Annotated in this window: 19 protein-coding genes, 2 tRNA genes and 2 pseudogenes; all 23 read right to left on the bottom strand. The window is 46.7% G+C overall.

Features of this window, described 5'->3' with window-relative positions; translation table 11 throughout:
• Positions 1-5: 5 nt before the first annotated feature.
• The 23 genes and pseudogenes from fliY to FYJ59_RS02135 all read right to left on the bottom strand — a co-directional run bounded on the left by fliY (position 6) and on the right by FYJ59_RS02135 (position 20,477).
• Positions 6-1,457 (bottom strand): flagellar motor switch phosphatase FliY, encoded by a 1,452-nt coding sequence (fliY, locus tag FYJ59_RS02245; protein ID WP_154495093.1) that lies wholly within the window; start codon positions 1,455-1,457, stop codon positions 6-8.
• A 2-nt stretch (positions 1,458-1,459) separates the two neighbouring features.
• Complete coding sequence (fliM, locus tag FYJ59_RS02240) at positions 1,460-2,440, bottom strand: flagellar motor switch protein FliM (protein WP_328597192.1); 981 nt, start codon at positions 2,438-2,440, stop codon at positions 1,460-1,462.
• A 37-nt stretch (positions 2,441-2,477) separates the two neighbouring features.
• Positions 2,478-2,996, bottom strand: coding sequence for a flagellar basal body-associated FliL family protein (locus FYJ59_RS02235; RefSeq protein WP_154495092.1), 519 nt, complete (start codon positions 2,994-2,996; stop codon positions 2,478-2,480).
• Positions 2,997-3,024: 28 nt separating this feature from the next.
• Complete coding sequence (locus tag FYJ59_RS02230) at positions 3,025-3,855, bottom strand: OmpA/MotB family protein (protein ID WP_154495091.1); 831 nt, start codon at positions 3,853-3,855, stop codon at positions 3,025-3,027.
• Positions 3,855-4,652, bottom strand: coding sequence for a motility protein A (locus tag FYJ59_RS02225; protein ID WP_328597191.1), 798 nt, complete (start codon positions 4,650-4,652; stop codon positions 3,855-3,857). Before FYJ59_RS02225 ends, FYJ59_RS02230 begins: the two co-directional genes overlap by 1 nt.
• 22 nt (positions 4,653-4,674) lie before the next feature.
• Positions 4,675-4,860 (bottom strand): flagellar FlbD family protein, encoded by a 186-nt coding sequence (locus FYJ59_RS02220; protein ID WP_118546123.1) that lies wholly within the window; start codon positions 4,858-4,860, stop codon positions 4,675-4,677.
• 144 nt (positions 4,861-5,004) lie between these two features.
• Positions 5,005-6,711 carry a flagellar hook protein FlgE gene (locus tag FYJ59_RS02215; protein WP_154495090.1) on the bottom strand — a complete coding sequence of 569 codons (1,707 nt, stop codon included), beginning with the start codon at positions 6,709-6,711 and terminating at the stop codon, positions 5,005-5,007.
• 78 nt (positions 6,712-6,789) lie between these two features.
• Complete coding sequence (locus FYJ59_RS02210) at positions 6,790-7,179, bottom strand: TIGR02530 family flagellar biosynthesis protein (protein ID WP_118550918.1); 390 nt, start codon at positions 7,177-7,179, stop codon at positions 6,790-6,792.
• A 39-nt stretch (positions 7,180-7,218) separates the two neighbouring features.
• The gene (locus FYJ59_RS02205; RefSeq protein WP_154495089.1) at positions 7,219-7,920 is read right to left on the bottom strand and encodes a flagellar hook assembly protein FlgD; all 702 of its coding nucleotides are present in this window, start codon (positions 7,918-7,920) and stop codon (positions 7,219-7,221) included.
• 24 nt (positions 7,921-7,944) lie between these two features.
• Positions 7,945-9,297: a flagellar hook-length control protein FliK gene (locus FYJ59_RS02200; protein ID WP_154495088.1), complete on the bottom strand. Its 1,353-nt coding sequence runs from the start codon at positions 9,295-9,297 to the stop codon at positions 7,945-7,947.
• A 101-nt stretch (positions 9,298-9,398) separates the two neighbouring features.
• Complete coding sequence (locus tag FYJ59_RS02195) at positions 9,399-10,274, bottom strand: MotE family protein (RefSeq protein ID WP_022153898.1); 876 nt, start codon at positions 10,272-10,274, stop codon at positions 9,399-9,401.
• Between the two features lie 17 nt (positions 10,275-10,291).
• The gene (fliJ, locus tag FYJ59_RS02190; protein ID WP_154495087.1) at positions 10,292-10,747 is read right to left on the bottom strand and encodes a flagellar export protein FliJ; all 456 of its coding nucleotides are present in this window, start codon (positions 10,745-10,747) and stop codon (positions 10,292-10,294) included.
• Positions 10,748-10,752: 5 nt separating this feature from the next.
• Positions 10,753-12,075 (bottom strand): flagellar protein export ATPase FliI, encoded by a 1,323-nt coding sequence (gene fliI / locus FYJ59_RS02185; protein ID WP_154495086.1) that lies wholly within the window; start codon positions 12,073-12,075, stop codon positions 10,753-10,755.
• Between the two features lie 102 nt (positions 12,076-12,177).
• A pseudogene (locus FYJ59_RS02180) lies at positions 12,178-12,825 on the bottom strand (hypothetical protein); the annotation flags it as partial.
• Between the two features lie 103 nt (positions 12,826-12,928).
• Positions 12,929-13,948: a flagellar motor switch protein FliG gene (gene fliG / locus FYJ59_RS02175; RefSeq protein ID WP_022153894.1), complete on the bottom strand. Its 1,020-nt coding sequence runs from the start codon at positions 13,946-13,948 to the stop codon at positions 12,929-12,931.
• A gap of 14 nt (positions 13,949-13,962) precedes the next feature.
• Entirely contained in the window at positions 13,963-15,567 is a 1,605-nt protein-coding gene (locus FYJ59_RS02170) for a flagellar M-ring protein FliF C-terminal domain-containing protein (protein WP_154495084.1), read from the bottom strand.
• A gap of 43 nt (positions 15,568-15,610) precedes the next feature.
• Positions 15,611-15,958, bottom strand: a complete 348-nt coding sequence (fliE, locus tag FYJ59_RS02165; RefSeq protein ID WP_235897887.1) for a flagellar hook-basal body complex protein FliE — start codon at positions 15,956-15,958, stop codon at positions 15,611-15,613.
• A 63-nt stretch (positions 15,959-16,021) separates the two neighbouring features.
• The gene (flgC, locus tag FYJ59_RS02160; protein WP_022153891.1) at positions 16,022-16,465 is read right to left on the bottom strand and encodes a flagellar basal body rod protein FlgC; all 444 of its coding nucleotides are present in this window, start codon (positions 16,463-16,465) and stop codon (positions 16,022-16,024) included.
• An 11-nt stretch (positions 16,466-16,476) separates the two neighbouring features.
• The gene (gene flgB / locus FYJ59_RS02155) at positions 16,477-16,866 is read right to left on the bottom strand and encodes a flagellar basal body rod protein FlgB (protein WP_022153890.1); all 390 of its coding nucleotides are present in this window, start codon (positions 16,864-16,866) and stop codon (positions 16,477-16,479) included.
• Positions 16,867-17,048: 182 nt separating this feature from the next.
• Positions 17,049-17,837 (bottom strand): GTP-sensing pleiotropic transcriptional regulator CodY, encoded by a 789-nt coding sequence (gene codY, locus FYJ59_RS02150; RefSeq protein ID WP_118546103.1) that lies wholly within the window; start codon positions 17,835-17,837, stop codon positions 17,049-17,051.
• A gap of 123 nt (positions 17,838-17,960) precedes the next feature.
• Positions 17,961-20,037, bottom strand: a pseudogene (gene topA, locus FYJ59_RS14415) (type I DNA topoisomerase).
• Positions 20,038-20,245: 208 nt separating this feature from the next.
• Positions 20,246-20,317: transfer RNA gene (locus FYJ59_RS02140), tRNA-Glu, on the bottom strand.
• A gap of 88 nt (positions 20,318-20,405) precedes the next feature.
• A tRNA-Glu gene (locus tag FYJ59_RS02135) sits at positions 20,406-20,477 on the bottom strand.
• Positions 20,478-20,548: the final 71 nt, after the last annotated feature.

Genomic DNA, 20,548 nt, shown 5'->3' with positions numbered 1-20,548 from the left:
TCTGCCTACTTTATAATCTCCGTAATTCGTACGCCAAAACTCTCTTCAATTACAACAACTTCTCCCTTGGCTACGAACTTGCCATTCACCAATACGTCGATCGGCTCACCGGCAATACGGTCAAGCTCTATGATCGTTCCCGGAGAGAAGTCCAGAATATCGGATATGGATTTTGTCGTTCTGCCAAGCTCCACCGTTACTTCCAGTGGAACATCTTTGATCAGTCCGATATTCTCCTGTCCGGTAGTGCCCATATTGTCATTCGAAAAGCTCTGGAACTGCGCAGGCTGTACATTCACATTCTGTCCCGGCATTCCCATCATGCCCATCTGGTTCATGCTGTTCATGCCCATGTTGCCCATCTGGTTCATGCCGTTCATGCCCATATTGCCCATCTGGTTCATGCCGTTCATGCCCATGCTGCCCATCTGGTTCATGCCATTCATGCCCATGTTACCCATCTGGTTCATGCCATTCATGCCCATGTTGTTCATCTGGTTCATGTCATTCATGCCCATGTTGTTCATCTGGTTCATGTCATTCATGCCCATGTTACCCATCCGGTTCATGCCGTTCAGATTCGTATTGTTCATCTGCGTCTGATTATCAGTACCCGGTGCAGGAATCTGCGCTGTGGTATCGGTATCATTCTCCGGCTGTGCAGGCTTTTTCTCTGTCACTTCATCAATGTTAGCCATCTGCGTATTGATAAATGTCTCTACCAGCTTACGGGCAAAATCTATGGGATACAGCTGCATGATAGTGCTGTCCACCAGATCATCAATCTGCATGCGAAAAGAGATCTTTACAAAAGTACCGCCCAAAAATGGAGAAATTTCTTTGCCGTCTTTTACTTCTGTCAGGTCGAACAGGGAAGACTCAGGCGGGCTGATGTCGATCACCGTCTGCAGCAGCGTAGATAGTGAGGTGGCTGCTGATCCCATCATCTGATTCATTGCCTCGGAGATTGCACTCAGATGCAGCTCTCCCAGTTCTCCTTCTGTATTGGTACCGTCACCGCCCATCATCAGGTCGGTGATCACTTTTACATCATGCTCTTTTAAAACCAGAATATTGGTGCCGTCCAACCCCTGTGTATACTTGATCTGAATAAATACGCAGGGCTTCTCGTAAGTATCCAGCAGGGTCTTCCATGTGGCCAGTGTAACCACCGGAGTGGTAATATTTACTTTGCGGTTTACCAGTGAATATAATGTAGTGGCGGAAGAACCCATGCTGATATTGGCTACTTCACCAATGGCATCCTTCTCCACATCCGTCAGTCCCTCTTCGTCTCCGACAGTCGGTGCCACATCTTTCACATATCCATTATCCGTATTTTCAGCCGAGCTGCTGTCCTGAGGTGTCTCCGGCGATGCACCGCTGTCCGCGGTGTCCGACAGATCCATGCCTTGCAGCAGGGCATTTATCTCATCCTGAGATAACATCCCATCCATCGTTACTCCTCCTCTCTGATCACCGATGTGATCTGAACAGCATACGAATCTTTCTCTGTACCCGGTAATGCTGTGAACTTCTTAATATTGCCCACATACACTTCCATATCGGTATCCACTCTGGAATCCAGTCGAATACAATCTCCAACCTGCAGATTCAGAAAATCGCTTACTGAAATTGCGCTCTTGCCCAACACCGCTTTAATGGGAACATCCACTCTGCGGATCATGGATTCAATGTACTCCTCGTAGTGTTCATCATGGTTCTCCTGCATTGTGGAGAACCAATATTTGGTGTTCAGTTTATCCATCACATCTTCCAGTGTAAAGAAAGGAAGACAGATATTTAACATTCCTTCTACATCCCCGATTTTCATATTCAGGGTTACAATGGCGATCATATCACTGGGAGCGATCACCTGTGCAAACTGGGGATTCGTCTCTAGCCTGCTTAAAACCGGCGAGATATCAAGGACATTCTTCCAGGGTTCCCGCAGTAACTGTGTGAACATGATCAGCAGCTTCTGCAGTATTGTCAACTCTATATCTGAAAATTCCCTGCTTTTTTCCAAAGGCTGTCCGCTGCCTCCCAGCATACGGTCAAGCATGGCATAGCACAGATTGGTTGCTATCTCAATAATGATATTGCCGTTAAGTGGTGCAAAATTAATAATACCGAGTACCGACGGATTTGATAGTGCATTGGAGAATTCACTGAAAGTAACCGTCTCGGAACTTGCAACCGATACCTGTACGTTTTTACGCAGATATACCGGCAGGTTTGTCGATACCAGTCTGCTGTAATGTTCAAATATAATCTCCAATGTTCTTAAGTGTTCTTTGGAGAATTTGGTGGGACGACTGAAGTCATAATTTTTAACCTGCTTCTCATCCTCACCCTGAATCTGATCCACATCCAGATCTCCGTCCGACAATTGTTTCAAGAGATTATCAATTTCGCTTTGTGAAAGTATATCACTCACAGGCCCCCACCTCCTGTCATCTTATTTTTGTGGTTCATCAGCCGAATTTCACTCCACTGATTGCAACCTTATAGATGAAGTCGGATTGGAACAGATCCTGCACAGACTTCAGGATTTCCTCTTTTAAACTTTCCATATCCTCTCTGCACTCATCTTCCGTATGTGCGGAAACCGTAGCGGTAATGGCATCCTTGATCAGATTTTCATAGCCGGACAGTGTCTCACTGTTTCCGTAGGTCTTATAATCCTTGCTCTTTTTATTGATAGACAGCGAAACATCAAAAATAATATAATCCTGCTCAGCTCCCGCCTCACTCTTCAGAGGGATCGTCATAGAATCCGAAATATTATATACTTCTGTATCCGTAAGAGCAACACTCGTCGTTCCCTCTGCTCCCGGAACCGTCAATTCCAGATTCATGGCTGTCGTAATATTATCCACCAGCTGTGCCGTCTTCTTATTCGTTCCCACAATGCTTACCAGCATAACACCGGTCAACGCAATATTCACGATAAGTAGTGCCAGGATCAGCACTGTCATCAGATTTTTCTTCATGTTATTCTGCTTCCTTTCCCTGTCTGACTTAATTTGCCGCAGAAGGATTATATATTCTGATTTCTACCCTTCGATTCTTACTTCTGCCCTCTTCTGTGGAATTGTCTGCCACGGGGGTGCGGTCTCCCATTCCCGCATGTCGGAGATTTGCAGGATTCAGTGAAGTATTGTCCACAAGGTAATAAAATACAGATAGTGCACGTGCACTGCTCAATTCTTCGTTATCAGCGAACCTCGCACTATGTATCGGAACATTATCCGTATGTCCCTCAATTTCAATTACAGAATCACTGCCATATCGTTCCAGGATCACTCCCACTTTGTCCAATACTGTCTTGGACTGTTCCTTCAGGGAATCGCTTCCGGAATCAAATAAAAGAGCTCCCTTCATAGAAAGCTGTACATATTGCGCTGTGAAAGATACATCCACCTGATCCGCCAGGCTGTCCTCATTTACAGCTTCCTGTACCATTTCAGACAGTTCTTCATTGCTTTGAAGATTTTTCTCATTCAGTGCCTCCTGCAGTGCCTCTGTGCTGTCATATTTCTCATAATTGTCGGAATCCGTTTCACTGTCCGCATTTCTTCCGGCATTACTGATATACTCATCCAGATCATTCAGCTGGCTGACGCCGTTACTGATCAATATTCCTTCACCTATGGCCGTAGAGCCGGCGTTAAAAATACTAAAAGCACTGTTAGACATTGCCGCAGCCATTTCATCCCATTTGTTGGCATCAATAGATGACATGGAAAACAGCATGACAAAGAAGCACAGAAGCAAATTCATCAGGTCACTGAAAGTGGCCATCCATGCCGGTGAACCAGCAGGTGGATCTTCAGGCTTACGTTTTGCCATTAAGCTTCACCCCCCGCTTCTCCTTCTTCATCTGCACTTGTTCTGTCCTTCGGAGGAAGGAATGACTTTAATTTCTCCTCAATGACACGGGGATTTTCACCTGCCTGTATGGACAAAAGTCCCTCGATCATGACTTCCTTCTGCTGCATCTCTATCGCATTATCCGCTTTTAATTTATTGGATACCGGCGTACAGATCCAGTTAGCCAGCAGGGATCCGTACAATGTAGTGATCAGTGCAACCGCCATGGCAGGTCCCAGTGTGGACGGATCATCCATATGATACAGCATATCTACCAGACCGATCAAGGTACCGATCATACCCCATGCAGGGCCCATGGCCGCCAACGTATCCCAAAAGCCAATCGTATCCTTATGTCTGCCTTCCACGCTCACCAGTTCCGTCTCCATAATCGCACGTACCAATTCGGGATCGGTTCCATCGACGATCAAAAGAATTCCTTTCTTCAGAAAAGGTTCATCCAGGTCGGCTGCTGCTTCTTCCAACGAAAGCAGGCCTTCCTTACGTGCCACATTGGAAAGCTCTATGATCTTACCGATCATATCCGAAGTATTCAGTATGGGCGCTTTGAAGATCAGTGTGAAAGATTTCAAACCAGCTATGTAATTCTGCAAACTCACGGACATGAGGGTACAGGAAAATGCTCCGCCAAAGGTGATGATTGCAGAAGCCGGATCCAGATATTCACCGAATCCCCCCACACCTGCGGAACTTATGATACCAAATACCAACATAAATAATGCCAGCAATATACCGGCTAAAGAAGCTATATCCACTTAAATCACCTGACATTCTGCCTTATCTTGCAAAAATATCCTTTCTGTATAATATTACAAGATTTTTTATTTCTTGTCTACTTTCTTTTACAATAATTTTCTTCCCGGTGGTCAGTGTCAGCACTGTATCAGGGGTCTCTTCTACCAGTTCGATCAGGTCCGGATTCACCAATACCTTGATTCCATTGATCTTCGTGACTTCGATCATATTACCGTCTCCTATTCTGCCCTGCGGATTTAACAGGATTATTTGTAATGATGTAGTACTTTTTTCCCTTGATGTTTTATATACACAAAAGGGACAGGCTTCTATCCTATCCCCTTATGCAGTCAAATTATTTTTTACGATTTCTTAACGCTTCAGATTGGTCAGTTCCTCAAGCAGTGTGTCGGACACGGTAATGATACGGCTATTCGCCTGGAATCCTCTCTGTGTGGTGATCATCTCGGTAAACTCAGACGACAGATCTACGTTACTCATCTCCAGCTGACCGGTGGACATGTATCCGCCGCCTGCAGTGATATCTACGCCGATACCGTCGAATTCACCGGAGTTCAGTGTTGCGGAGTAGAGATTATCGCCCTCCTTCTCCAGGCCGGAAGCATTGGCAAAGGCTGCTGTGGCGATCTGTCCGAGCAGCTTAGTCATACCATTGTCATAGCTTGCGTAGATCATGCCATCCTTCTGGATGGATACACCGATCATATCTCCCAGACGACGTCCGGTTCCCAGACCATCCAGATCACCGCTGGTGGCACCAATGGTGGAAGTACCCTTGTTGTCGTAGTTGGTACATTCGGACAAGTCGATGGTAATATTGGAGAAATTGCCCATGGTAGCCGGAAAATTCAATGTCGTGGAAAGATTTGTCGTACTGTTATTGATACTTTGTAATTTACCACTATCCTTATCAAATACAACCTTTGCACCGTCAAACTTTCTTCCGGTCATCGTAAGTTCTTCGTTCTTGACTTTCGGCAGAATATCATCTCCCGTCATGTTCTTGGACATATTTTCCAGCATTTTCTGCACAGTGACCTGACCGGCATTTCCCGTAGTATACAATTTTAAAAATTCATCCGTAGAGCCTTCATAACCATATGCCTTGGCAATGGCATCAAGATTCTTTTGTACTTCTTCTGCTTTATCTTGATCAGTTATGAGTGCACCGTTGTTAAATATTTTATCAAGTTCTGCTACTGTCTCCGGAGGTGTCGCTGTTGTCTGCAGCGTTTTTGTAGCATCATCCCATTTATAGGAGTCTGTATTTAATGAAAGTTTAGAGCTTAAGGTCTGTTCCAGGTTCTGCTCTCCGAATGTAATACCTGAGATATCCATTTCCTTTCCGGTGGAATCCAGAATCTTATTCAATTCCATACTGTACTCATTGGTTTTATCACCGCCGGACTGCTTAAAGGTGAACTTTGCAGTGTAGCTGTAACCTCTTGCATCGAAGAAATTCAGGTTCACGGTCTTGCCGTTGGCGCTGGTAACATCCTTGTCATTCTGATCCAGGATTCCGGAGATATTTGCTTTTGTGGTAGCCTCAGGGGGATAGGTCATATTCGCAGCACTCATAATACGCAGTGCAGTTACGGTATCCTGCTTGATGTTGCCTGTAGTCTCATCCACGCTCCAACCCATAACATTGTAACCGGTGCTGGTCATTGCCAGGTTGCCGGCACCATCTACATAGAAAGAGCCGTCTCTGGTGAAGAAATTCTCGGAGCCGTTGCTGACTACGAAGAAGTTGTCTCCGGTGATCATGATATCAAAGGGGTTACCGGTAGACTGCGCAGAACCCTGCGTGGTAATGGCAGTATTGATAGCACCTGCCTTAACGCCCAGACCGATCTGTTTGGCATTGGTACCGCCGACGCCGGTGGTAGCGTTGGCACCGCTGGCCTTCTGTGTGGTCTGGCTCATCAGTTCACTGAAAGTCATGGAACTGGATTTGTAAGCTGTTGTGTTGACGTTGGCAATATTATTACCGATTACGTCCATTCTGGTCTGGTGTGTTTTCAGTCCTGCTACACCAGAATACAATGATCTCATCATAGTGCTTGTTCCTCCTGTGTTCGGAACCGTACTCTTTCTCTGTCATTCAAAAGAGTGTAACCTCCGTTAAGGTCCGGTCTACATAATTACGGCTCCGTTAATATTTGTAAATACATTTTCTTCGGTTTCTCTGCTATCCATCGCAGTGACTACGGTCTTATTGGGTACATTCACAATAAATGCCAGATTGTCTACGATCACCAGAGAATCCCTGATTCCCTTCTGTCCCGCTTTTTGCGCTCCGTCGTTCAAGCGTTCCAGCTGTGCATCGGTCAATTCAATGCCTCTGTCTGCCAGCCGCACCGTAGCATGTTTGGAAAATTTCAGTTGCTCGTTACTTTTGCTCTGTAAGATTTCCTGAAATGATACCAGATTTTCCTGTGCTGCTTTTACGGTCTTACGACTGTTGTTTAAATACTGATTTGCCAGCTGGTCAATGGACAGAAAACTGTTTTTCTGAATATCCATATTCAAACACTCCTCTGCGTCAGCCGCTTACTTACTGTTCTATGCTTCTTCGGTACCCTCTGTCTTCTCCGTACTCTCGGGATCCTTGTCTTCGGCTTTTTCTTCCGCCTCACGGATCTCCTTCAGTCTCTCGATGTACTTATTCAGACTGGTTACGGTATCTTTGGCCAGGAAGGATTTCTCATAATCACTCATCTTGTTGTATTCCTTCTCCAGCTCATCAATATTCTCACCATCCGTAGAATCAATGCCGTTTACATTAGGAAGCTTGTTCAGCTTTACCGTAAAGTTATAAGCCTTGTTATACGCATCCAGGTAATCCGCGTCCACAATGGAATCCAGGTCATCAATGGAATATTTCTGTTCATTAATATAGAGATACGCCTTATTGTTCTCGTATGCTACATAATCCACCTTTCCCTGTACCAGCTTGGTCTCTCCGGAGGATGTAGTTGTCTTGATGTAGACCTCCTTGCCTACCAGTGCGCTTGCCCTCTGCAGATCCATGCTGCTGGACATATTCTGCATCTGCTCTACCTGTGAGAACTGTGCATACTGGGATATGTACTCGGTGTTGGATGTGGGTTCCAGAGGATCCTGATACTTCATCTGCGCTACCAGGAGCTGTAAAAATGCTTCCTTGTCCATCCCGCTATTGCTTGATTTTGTGGAATTTTTTACAGAAGTCTGCGATGCAGTCTCTACGATCTTACCGTTTTCCACGGGTGCAACCAATGCCATTTTCTTTCTCCTTTCTGTTATTTTTTATGCGGTGAAATCAACCGTATTGCCGTTCGCCGACATTATATCCGCTGCGATCCGGTCTTCTTCCGTCTGAGGCTCGTCCTCTGCGAATGCTGTGTTCAGGTTGATTCTGCGGGTGCGTCTTCTGCTTACCCCGGCTCCGCTCTCCTGATCACTCTGATTGTCTCTACCCTGTTCCAGGTTCTGTTCAAACGAATGTGTCTGTACCGTCACTTCAATAGCCTCTACTTTTACGCCCTGTTCCGCGAAGCTTTCCTTCAGCTGAACCATCTGGCTTTCCAGTGCAGCTTTTACGGTTTCATTTTGTGTAATAAAGTTCGCCGTAACCACACCGTTCTTCGATGCTACCTGTACGTGAAGCGTTCCCAGACTTTGCGGATGAAGCTGCATTTCCAGATCGGAGCTGTCCGCCTTTACAGAGACTTTCATGTAATCCATGATCTGGCGCATGATATCCTGTGTATCCGTTGTTTGTGTTCCTTCTGTCTGTGATGCCTGCTGCAATCCGGAGAGGAAATTCTCTTCCTTCAGATTCTGTAACAACAGATTGCCCTGCTGTCCCGCTGTCTGGCTCTCATGTCTGTTCCCCGAATCTTTTGTTTTCTCTTCCTGTGTATTCTGTACCGGTGCCTGTATTTTCTCCTCCGGTTCCTGCTCCACTGTCGGAAATTCCACATCACTCTGTGATCTCTCTGCCGCATCTGTGGCATGCTCTTCCACTTCCACCGTGATCACAGGTTCCTCTGTCACTACTTTAGTGACTGCATCCTGCCATTTTCCCGGTGTCAGCTGCAGTTCTTCCTGTGCCTGTCCCGTCAGATCCTTCTGCAGATCCAGGATGTTTTTTACATTTCCATACAGCTCTTCATCGGTAAGCAATGCAAAAGAATCCTCCGCTCCGCTGACCGCCATCAACAATTCGTTCAGCTGTACAGGATCCATCAGGTCTGTCTCTGTCATACCCAGTTCATCCATGACTCCCTGTAATTCTTCTTCACTGACCGAAAAGGTATCTGTGATCTGTCCGATCAGGTTCTGTACGATGGTTCCCAGGACTTCCTGGACTTTTTCCAGATCTTTGGCGTCACCATCCTCTGCTTTGACATCTGACTTTTCCTGTGTTCCGGCGAGGTGATCCCGCTGTCTGTCACCGGCCCGTAATGATTGACCGCGTCTGACATCGTTACGTCCGTCGGTCGTGCGTCCACCGTTTCCGGTCGTCTGCGCATTGTTCTGGGTCTTATTCCACACTGCCTGGAAACCGGTTCCGGCATTCTGTTTCGCTACTGTGACCATATCCCGGATCTGTACATTGCCGTCGTTGCCCACACCTTTAATCGTTGTGCCTGCCATGTTCTTTTCTCCCTCCTTTCCCAGATCCTTTGGCTGCCGGATGGCAGTCTTAACCCTGTAATGATACTACAAATCTTTTATCGGATCTTTCCGCTTTTTTCTTAAGACTCAGGGTCCATAATTTTCGTGATCTTTGCTGCCACTTCAGAATTCATGGCACCCAGGATCTTACCCCTGTCCTCCGCACTCATCACTTTCAGAATACGGGCCGCCAGATCCAGATTATTAGTCATCTGCTCAAAAATAGCCGCTGCCTGCTTCGGTTTCATTGCAGAATATGCTGCCGCATAATCCTGTATCTCCTGACTCTCTTCCAACTGCGTCACTACCTGCTTATAAATATATTCGGCAGTAGCGGGATCCATGGATTCATAATATTTTTTATATTCTTCCGCACCCGGTCCCTTATCGGAATAGACTACCTCATCATAGAATTCTTTCTGAATCCGCTGGAATTCCACCTGCTGATTCTCGAATTCCTTAAGTCTCAGCACCTCAGCTTTCAGCTGATCCAGTTCTTCCTCCTTTGCTGCAGATGCCGTCTGCGCCTGCTCCAACTGCAGCTCCAGACTCTTAATCTGATCCACCGCATCCTCTAGACTGGTATAGCCACCGTAGGCACTGCCATCCGTAGTCTCTGTTATGGAGTTAGCCGGGAGAATTTTGTTCAGCACAGGCACATCCTTGAGAATGGGAGTCACCACAGAGCTTCCGAATCCCCCGATATCCAGCTTGATGATCGCGCAGATTACAGCCATCCAGAGTACCACGATCAGTATGGTCGCTCCGAAGGTCAGAAGGCTGTTGCCTTCGCTCCCATCATCCAGAGCATCTTCCTGTTTTGCGATTTCTTTTGCCCGGCGCTTTGCTTCCTTGCGCTGTGCCTGCTGTTCTTTCTTCAGTTTTTTCTTTTCTTCCGCCAGCTGTTTTCTCTCGTTATCCGTTGTCTGCTCTTCCGGAGTCTTTTCTCTTGCCATTATGTCCTCCCGTTGTCTCAATCCGCCTGCCGGCTTTTCTGTCCGTAAGTATAACTGGTCAGTTCATCGATTGCTTTACTTTCCGCATGATTTTCTTCCTGCAAAAAAGCCTCGAATGCTTTTTCTCTGAGGGTTTCATGCATTTTTCTCTCTTTCATGGCTTCTGTCATTCGTTCTCTGGCAGCCTCCACATTTTCTTTGGCTTTATCCACCCGGATGCACTGCGCAGCCACCAGACTGTCCATTTTTAAAAGTGCTTCCTTGTTCTCTTCAATGGCCAGCAGATCCAGTTTTCCCTGCAACAGACCACCGGATTCTTCTTCGTATTCCCGTTTTCGCACCTTCAGACGTTCCAAATGTTCGATTTCCACATTCAATGCAGTCTGTGCCATACCAAATTCCTGTTTGGCCTGTGTTTCCATTTTTTCTTTGATATTCAGGATGTTCTGCAGGGAATATCTGAACTTTGCCATTTATCTCACTCCTGATTTGCGAACAGGTCTTCCAACATCTGTACCGTCTCTTCAAAGGTAAATTTATCCTCCGTGCCCTGACACAGGAAGCTGTTCACATCATCGATCTTCGAGATGGCATAGTCAATGTTCGGGTTACTGCCCTTTTTATAAGCGCCGATATTGATCAGATCTTCCGCTTCATTATAGGTGGCCAGTACATTTTTGAGTTTGTTGGCCGCCTGCTTATGCTCTTTGGCTGCGATCTGGCTCATACATCTGGAAATGCTCTGTAAAATGTCAATCGCCGGGTAATGATTTTTGTGTCCCAGCTTTCTGTCCAGCATAATATGACCGTCCAAAATACTTCTCGCTGTGTCCGTGATAGGTTCGTTGAAATCGTCGCCATCTACCAGGACGGTATACAATCCCGTAATGGATCCCACCGCAGCTCTGCCCGCCCGCTCCAACAGCTTAGGCATTTCCGAGTACACGCTGGGGGGATAGCCTCTGGTCACCGGAGGTTCTCCGCTGGCCAGTCCGATCTCTCGCTGTGCCATGGAAAAACGGGTCAATGAGTCCATCATCAGCAGGACATCCTTTCCCCGGTCTCTGAAATATTCCGCAATAGCAGTGGCCGTCTTGGCAGCCTTGTTCCGCTCCAATGCCGGTCTGTCGGAAGTCGCCACGACTACTACCGATCTGCGCATACCTTCCTCACCTAAGTCTCTCTCTATGAATTCCCGGACCTCTCTGCCGCGCTCACCGATCAGCGCAATGACATTAATATCTGCCTTGGTATTTCTGGCAAACATACCCATCAACGTAGACTTTCCGACACCGGAACCGGCGAAAATACCGATTCTCTGCCCCTTACCAACCGTGATCATACCGTCCACTGCCTTTACCCCCAGGGGTAATACCTGGTCGATAATCGCTCTGGACATAGGGTCCGGCGGTGCCGCCTCTACCGGATATGCCACGCCTGTAATCATGTCTCCATCAATGGGGATTCCCAGTCCGTTTACCGTCTTGCCCAAAAGCTTCTCACTTACCGTAACTGTCAGGGGGTCTCCCGTATTTTCCACCACACAGCCGAGACCGATGCCATCTACCGAATCGTAGGGCATAAGAAGAGTCTTCTTATCACGAAATCCCACAACCTCAGCCATAATGGGTTTTGCCCCTTCCGTTTCCGGCAGGATCCTGCACAGATCCCCCAGCTTGGAATCCGGACCGGCCGACTCAATCGTCAGACCTACCACATTTACCACTTTTCCCAGTTTCCGGTAAAAAGTCTTATCTGCTAATTTATTATATTTTTCAAAATCTATGTTCTTAATGACCATTTATCAGCCTTCGTAGGATAATAATTTTAATTTCTGACGCAGTTCGGACAGCTGCGTTCCCAGTCCGCAGTCAAAAATACCGCCCTCTGTCTCGATCAGGCACTCGCCCTTTCCGAGGGTAATGTCTTTCACGATCTCCACGGTTGCATTCGGCGCAACCGCACCGGCGGAAATCTGCTTTTTCTGCATACTGACATAAGGGTAATCTTCTTTGGACACATGAATCAGAAAGCTTCTGTTATCCTCTGATTTCCGCATGGTAGTGGAGATCAGATAACACAGAACCTCCCGGTAGGAATGCAGGTCTACATGAAAAATATGCTCATAAATTCCGGTGATCGTGTCCACAAATTCAGGTTCCAGCTCGTCCAGCCGCTTCTGGTATTCTGCTTCCAGTCCCGCCGTTTTCTTCTGATATTCTGCTTCTCGTGCAGCCTCTGTACGATCCGCTTCCGCCTGTGCTTCCTGCTGTCCCTGTCTTCTGGCCGCTTCCTGTATGTCTGCCCGCTCTGCTTCCGCCTGTGATCTGGCATCCTGCAAAATACTTTCTGCCTGTGCCCTGGCATCTTCTACGATCTTCTGTGCTTCCGCCTCCGCATCTTCCTTAAGCTTCTGAAGATCTTCTCCTGCTTTGATCACATTGCCGGAAGGAGTGAAATCTGTTTCCTCTTCCTCCGGATCTGTCACCGGTGCTTCCACTTTGTCCGATGCCAGGCCGGACACAAACCCCGTATTACTTTCCTTCTGCATTTTGGCAGACAGCTCCCTGATACGTTTTGCTACCAATTCATTGGTATCTATCACTCTTGCATCGTCTTCCGAAAGCTTTGTAAATCCCTTTTTTAAAAGATTACTAGACAACGATCTCGTCACCTCCGCCTCTGGAAATGATGATCTCACCGGAATCCTCCAGCTTACGGATAATATTGACAATCTTCTGCTGTGCTTCTTCTACATCCTTCATACGTACAGGACCCATAAATTCCATATCTTCCTTGATCATAACCACCAGACGCTTGGACAGATTGTTGAAGATCGCATTCTGTACCTGCTCGTTGGCACCCTTCAGTGCCACTGCCAGATCATTGTTGTCCACGTCACGCAACACACGCTGAATTGCTTTGTCGTCCAGTAAAAGGATATCCTCGAACACAAACATTTTTTTGCGGATCTCGTCTGCCAGTTCCGGTTCTTCGATCTCCAGAGTCTCCATAATGTGTTTCTCGGTACCACGGTCTACCGTATTCAGAATATCTACCACTGCATCGACACCACCGATAATGGTGTAGTCCTGGTTCACCAGACTTGCCAGCTTGGATTCCAGTACCTTTTCCACTTCTTTGATAACATCGGGACTGGTACGGTCCATGACAGCAATACGTCTTGCCACTTCTGCCTGACTGTCGGGAGGCAGTGCAGATATGATCAATGCTGCCTGACTGGGAGACAGATAGGACAAAATCAGCGCGATGGTCTGCGGATGCTCATCCTGGATGAAGTTGATCAGCTGGCTGGCATCGGTCTTACGCACAAATTCGAAAGGCTTCACCTGCAGGGACGCAGTCAGTTTTCCGATAACATCCATCGCCTTGTCGGAACCCAATGCCTTTTCCAGCAGTTCTTTTGCATAGTTGATACCGCCCTCGGCAATATACTGCTGTGCCAGACACACCTCGTAGAATTCATTGATCACTTCTTCTTTTACCTGAGGTGTGACACTCCTGGTATTAGCAATCTCCAGTGTCAGTTCTTCAATTTCTTCTTCTTTTAGATGTTTAAAAATCCCGGCCGATCTCTCCGGTCCCAATGCGATCAGAAGAATTGCCGCTTTCTGCAATCCCGATATTCCGCCTTCTGCTTTTGTTCTTGCCATGTTTACTCCGTTTCCTAGTTCCAGTCTTCGTTCAACCAGTTACGCAACAGCGCCGCTGCCGACTCCGGATTCTCATCTACGAATTTCTCAATCATTTTACGTGTCTCGGACTTAGATTCCACATCAATATCTTCCAGCTCTGTCTCAGGAGTGGACTGCAGCATATTCTCCACAGATACCTCCTCTTCCTGCTGTACTGTCTGTCTGGTACGCATACTGTGCAATACTACAAATACGAGTAATCCCAAGATCAGGATCAGCATCACCACACTCAGCACATTCTGCCAGCTGACCGGTGTGCTCTCCTTATCATAAAAGATCGGACTTTCATAAGCAATGATCGTAATATTGCTCTCACTGATCCCCGTAGCATTGGCTACCAGACTGTACATATCGGAATCCACATCCAGTTTGGTATCCGCACTGTTCTGGGTTTTGTATTCGTCCCAAGTAGTACCGTCCAAAAGTCCCTGTCTCTTGACATCCTCATAATGGATCTCTTTATAGGTAATTGCAGCAATGGATATGGAGGAATTGGTATAATTGATCCCTCCCGCCGGTGTCACCTTATCGGTAATGGACTCATTCGGCAGATAATCCCTGCTGGTCTCAGAAGTCGAGGAAGAGCTGTTATTGCTGTCCGGGGATACATAAGTGGTATTCCCGCTTTCCCCATTGGAGGTGGTACCCGGAACACCTCCTCCATCATTGGTGTTCTCACTCTCATAAGTCTCCTCATGAGAAAGCATACCTTCATCTCTTCCGGAATTTGCATAATATTCTTTTACTGTCTCCTTATAATCGGAGAAATCCATACTCAGATGGCTGGTCACTGCCGCATCGTTATACTGCTTGGTTCCCAACAGCACCTTTTTTACCTGATTGGCGATCATGGATTCTGCCTGGTTCTGTAATTCCTGCATGGAATTGGCAATGCCTGCGGATGTGTAATCGTCACCGCCTGCAAACAGCAGATTGGAATCAGTATCCATAATGGTAATATTCGCCGTGGTATCATTCCGCAGCCATGTAGCAACACACTTTGCCAACGCTGCTGCATTCGCGGATGTAAACGTACCATCCAACTCCAGCTGGATGAACGCAGATGCTTCTTCGTTCTGTGCCGCCAGCGTTCCATTATCCTTCGGGAAGCTTAAATGTACCTTGGCCGATTTTACAGCGCTCTGTGCCTCGATCGTCTGTGTAATATACTGCTCCAGATAGGAATTGTAGAGTCTCTCCTTATCGGTAGCGGTCGTAGACATGCTGTTCCCCAGATAATCATTCAGATTCAGGGCATCCGGTACATATCCGGCAGATCCGAGAGCCAGGTTAGCCGCACTCTGCTGGCTGCTCTCTACATCGATCTTCAGTCCGTCATTGGATTCTCTATGTGCGATCCCGGCACTGTCCAGCGTATCTATGATTTCTGACGCCTGTGCGGTAGTCTCGCAGGTAACCAATCGTACATACTGTGGTTTGCTCATGACATACATGATGATCGCAAATGCAAAGATCACAACCGCAGCAGCTCCGATAATGATGCTCTTCTGTCTGGTTGTGAACTTATTCCACCATTCCAGTATTTTCGCAGGTATTTCTTTTAATTTGTCTGCCATTGCAGCTCTCTCCTCTTACGCGTCAAGTATAAAAAGGTATGATTTAGATCTGAATCTGCATCAATTCCTTGTAGGCTTCCATCACCTTATCGCGGATGGCTACGGTATACTGCAGTGCCGTAGAAGCCTTTTCCATGGCAATGGTAAGGTCATGTGTGTTGTCCGTCTCACCCAGTGCGAACCGGATCTTCTCATTTTCGGCATCTGAGAGATAGCTGTTGGTCGTCTTCACATTGTCGATTGCTGTGTTGAGAAAAGTCTCGAACATCGTTCCTTCCGCCTTCTTCTCCTTCTCCGCAAGCATTCCTGTCAGAGAGGTGGGAGACACCGTGGCTGTTCCGTTTACATTATTTAAAGCAGTAATCGCAGAAATATCCATTTTATAGACCATATCCTTCCTTACGTCGTATATTCCGGTCCGTTATGCAATGGGCCGTTATCCGGATCCGTCAGCTTACTGACCGATCTCCAGTCCTTTCAGTGCCATGGATTTGCTGGCATTAAACGCCGTGGAATTCGCCTCGTAAGATCTGCTGGCATCGATCAGATCCGTCATTTCCGTGACAATATTCACATTCGGATATGTCACATATCCATTCTCGTCCGCATCCGGATGGGAAGGATCGTATACCATATTCATCTCCGTAGTGGTATCCTCAAAGATCTGGCTGACCTTAACACCGCTTCCGGAGTAGCCGCTGCTTACATTATGCAGCACCTGGCTGAAGGTCTGCTGCGGATTCTTCTGCTGGAACGTAACGATTTTGCGGCGATACGGCGTACCATCCTCGGTTCTTGTGGTATTGGCATTGGCAACATTTTCGGAGATCACGTCCATACGCAGTCTCTGTGCTGTCAGTCCGGATGCCGTAACATCAAATGCTGAAAACATACTCATACGCTAATCCCTCACTTCATCACAGTCTGTAAATTGGTAAATTCCTGATTGATGCTGCTGATCAGTCCCTGGTATTTCAGCTGATTCTCTGCCAGCATCACATTTTCATTCTCGATATCCACATTATTACCGTCCAGACGGTAGGAATAATTGGCATAATCCACATACGCCCTGCCGCGGAGTCTGCTCAGATTGACATTGGCTACTTTATCATCCATGGACTGATAGCGATTATTGCCAAGAGCCTGCTGCAGTACCGACTCGAAAGCCACATCCTGTCTCTTATACCCCGGTGTATCTACATTGGCAATGTTATTGGAAATAGCTTCATTCCGTTGCCATGCAGCATCCGCGGCACGATTTAAAACATTAATATAATCAAACGCATTTGTCTGTATCATACTACCTCACATTCTACTGTTCCTTAAAAAATCGATAAAATCGCACAGGAACCGCTTTTACCATACCTACTCTACTTTATTATAAAGTATTTCGACAAAAACACAATACTAAAATAAGAGAAGAGACTATTTTTCGCAATAGTCTCTTCTTCCTAATCTGTCGTTATTTTTGTACTTTTTACTTAATTTCTGCCATTTTGGCGCTTTAATTCTTCAATCTCATCAAACACGGCATCGTTCAATACCTTGATATACGTTCCCTTCATGCCGGAGGATCTGGACTCGATAACGCCGGCACTTTCAAACTTCCTTAAGGCATTGACAATGACGGATCTGGTAATGCCGACTCTGTCAGCGATCTTGCTCGCTACCAGGATTCCTTCCATACCGTTTAATTCATCAAAAATATGGGTAATAGCTTCCATCTCTGAGAATGACAGGGTGCTGACTGCGGATTTCACAACCGCTACCTTACGGCTCTCTTCCGCACTCTCTTCATTTACTGCCCGGAGCATTTCCAGTCCCACCACTGTAGTTCCATACTCGCAGAGAATAATATCATCGATGTCATACTGTTCGTCACACTTATAAATAAAGAGTGTTCCCAGCCTCTCACCGGCGATCTCGATGGGAGTGATGATTGCCTGGAACTTTCTCGTGTCGATATTCTCGAAACCAAGAGTCTCCAAGTTGACATTCTCCTTCGTGGACAACACACCAAGCAGTCTCTCATTTAACATCGGATCGATAAATCCGCCAATACTGTCATCCAAAAGCTCTGTGATAGGTTCGATTCCGTCGGATTTACCTACACCCAGCACCTTACCCTTCCTGCTGATCACCAGTACATTGGAATTCAGGATCTCACGCATTACCTTACAGATATCGCTGAATACCACTTTGCTGGAGTTATTATTGTGTAACAATTTACCGATCTTACGTGTCTTGTCCAACAATTGTACGCTACTCATCTATCTTCCTCCGTTTACACATACTACGAAACCACAAGATGTTATGCACATTGTAGCACATGTAATTTCAGATTACAATGGAAATGGCGCTAATTTATGAGAAAATTCTGACAGTATATAAAACTACTTCTCTTCCGTCGGTTTATTCTTCACATAACCGCATTGTTCGTCCATGCAGACCAGTTTGTTACCTTTTTCCAGCAGCAGCTTACCGCAGCGGGGGCATTTCTCTCCCGAAGGCTTCTGCCATACCATGAAATCACATTCCGGATTATCGATACAGCCGTAATATTTTCTGCCCTTCTTGGTCTTCTTCATAACAATATCTTTGCCGCACTTGGGACATGCCACGCCAATCTTCTCGAAATAAGGCTTGGTGTTGCGGCACTCAGGGAATCCGGGGCATGCCAGAAATCTGCCGTGAGGTCCGTATTTGATCACCATGCGTCTGCCGCACAGTTCACAGACTTCGTCGGATTCTTCATCCGCGATCGTCACCTCTGCCAGATCTTTCTCAGCTTTTTTCACTGCTGCATCCAGGTCCGGATAGAAGTTCTCCACAATGGTCTTCCACTTCACAGTGCCTTCTTCCACACCATCCAGCAAGGTCTCCATATTAGCGGTAAAATTTACATCCACGATGGCCGGGAAGGCTTCCTTCATCATATGATTGACCACTTCACCCAGCTCCGTCACATAGATATTACGATTCTCCTTGGTAATATATCTTCTGGCGAGAATCGTGGTGATGGTAGGTGCATAGGTACTGGGACGTCCGATGCCCAGTTCTTCCAGGGCACGCACCAGACTTGCCTCGGTATAATGTGCGGGAGGCTGGGTAAAGTGCTGCTTCGGATCAAAATTTATAAATTCCAGTACACTGTTCTCATCCAGGTTGCCGCCCAGTACATTTTCCTCGTCCTTATCTTCCTCCTGGGTATAGACACTCATGAAACCATCAAAGCGCATTTTGGAGGCTGCCAGCGTAAAGATCTGATCCTTCGCCTGAATTTTCACTGAAGTCGTATCATACTGTGCTGCACTCATGCGGCTTGCTACAAAACCGTTTCCAGATCAGCTGATACAGACGGAACAGATCTCTGGGCAGCTGTTCTTTGATGGCAATGGGCATGCGGTTTAAATCCGTAGGACGGATGGCCTCGTGGGCATCCTGGATCTTCTGACCGTTCTTTTTTTCTGTATTTACGGCAGCCTTGTACTTTTCACCGTAATGTGCGTCGATGAACTGCGCAGCCTGTGCTTCCGCTTCTTCCGATACACGGGTGGAATCCGTACGTAAATAGGTGATCAGACCTACCGTACCTTCTCCCTTGATATCCACACCTTCGTATAACTGCTGTGCAAGACGCATGGTCTTCTGTGTGGAAAAATTCAGCACCTTGCTGGCTTCCTGCTGTAAGGTGGAGGTAGTAAAAGGAAGGGGTGCCTTCTTCACACGCTCGCCGTGTCGAACTTCCTTCACTTCGTATTTGGCACCCTTCAGGGAATTCATGATCTCATCAGCTTCTTCCTTGCTGCCGATCCCCTGCTTTTTCTCCGTAGTTCCGTAATATTTTGCGCAGATGGGCTTCTTCTCGCCCTTTACTTTCAAGTTCACATCCAGGGACCAGTACTCCTCCGGAATGAAGGCATTGATCTCATCCTCTCTGTCGCAGATGATCCGCAGAGCCACAGACTGTACGCGGCCGGCACTTAAGCCTCTCTTGATCTTCGCCCACAGAATAGGGGAGATCCGATAGCCTACCACGCGGTCTAACACACGTCTCGCCTGCTGGGCATCCACCAGATTCATATCGATCTCTCTGGCATGCTTTAAGGATTCCTTCACCGCACTTTTGGTGATCTCGTTAAAGGTGATACGATATACTTTTTTATCTTCCAGTTTCAAGGCATAGTATAAATGCCAGGAAATGGCCTCTCCCTCACGGTCCGGGTCGGTTGCGAGATATATCTTCTCTGCCTTCTTCACTTCCTTACGTAAGGATGCCAGCAGATCTCCCTTGCCGCGAATCGTAATGTATTTCGGTTCATAGTCATGTTCCACATCAATTCCCAGCTGACTCTTGGGCAGGTCCCTCACATGCCCCTGGCTGGCCATAACCTCATAATTCGCTCCCAAAAATTTTTTGATTGTCTTCACCTTCGCCGGTGACTCTACAATTACTAAATATTTTGCCATATATGCTCCCATCCATCCGTTTTCGCGGATATACGGCTTTCGGTTCCCGCCTCTTTGCCGCTTTTTCCCCATGATTTGAGTAATCGTGAACCACTATACAACAAAAAAATGGGAATGGCAAGAAAAATTTATAAAAAAAAGAGCCAAAAAGCAATCATTTCTGCTCTTCGACACTTTTCAGGGTTGGGCTATTCTATTAAAGAATAAGCAGCTGATAGGGGAATCGAACCCCTGTTTTCGCCGTGAGAGGGCGACGTCTTAACCGCTTGACCAATCAGCCATAGGTTACTTACGAACCTTGTTCAGTATAATACATTAATTTGAAAATTGCAAGTATTTTTTGAAAAATTTCTACAATTTTCAAAGAGCAGCTGATAGGGGAATCGAACCCCTGTTTTCGCCGTGAGAGGGCGACGTCTTAACCGCTTGACCAATCAGCCAAAAAAACCGTACTTGCATAGTATAATGGAGTTGTCGAAAAAATGCAAGAGGTTTTTTAAAAATTTTTACG

It is taken from the genome of Waltera intestinalis, assembly GCF_009695995.1.
GTDB classification, from domain to species: domain Bacteria; phylum Bacillota; class Clostridia; order Lachnospirales; family Lachnospiraceae; genus Acetatifactor; species Acetatifactor intestinalis.
The sequence above is the reverse complement of the archived record's forward strand: the minus strand, read 5'-3'. Positions and strand labels throughout refer to the sequence as shown.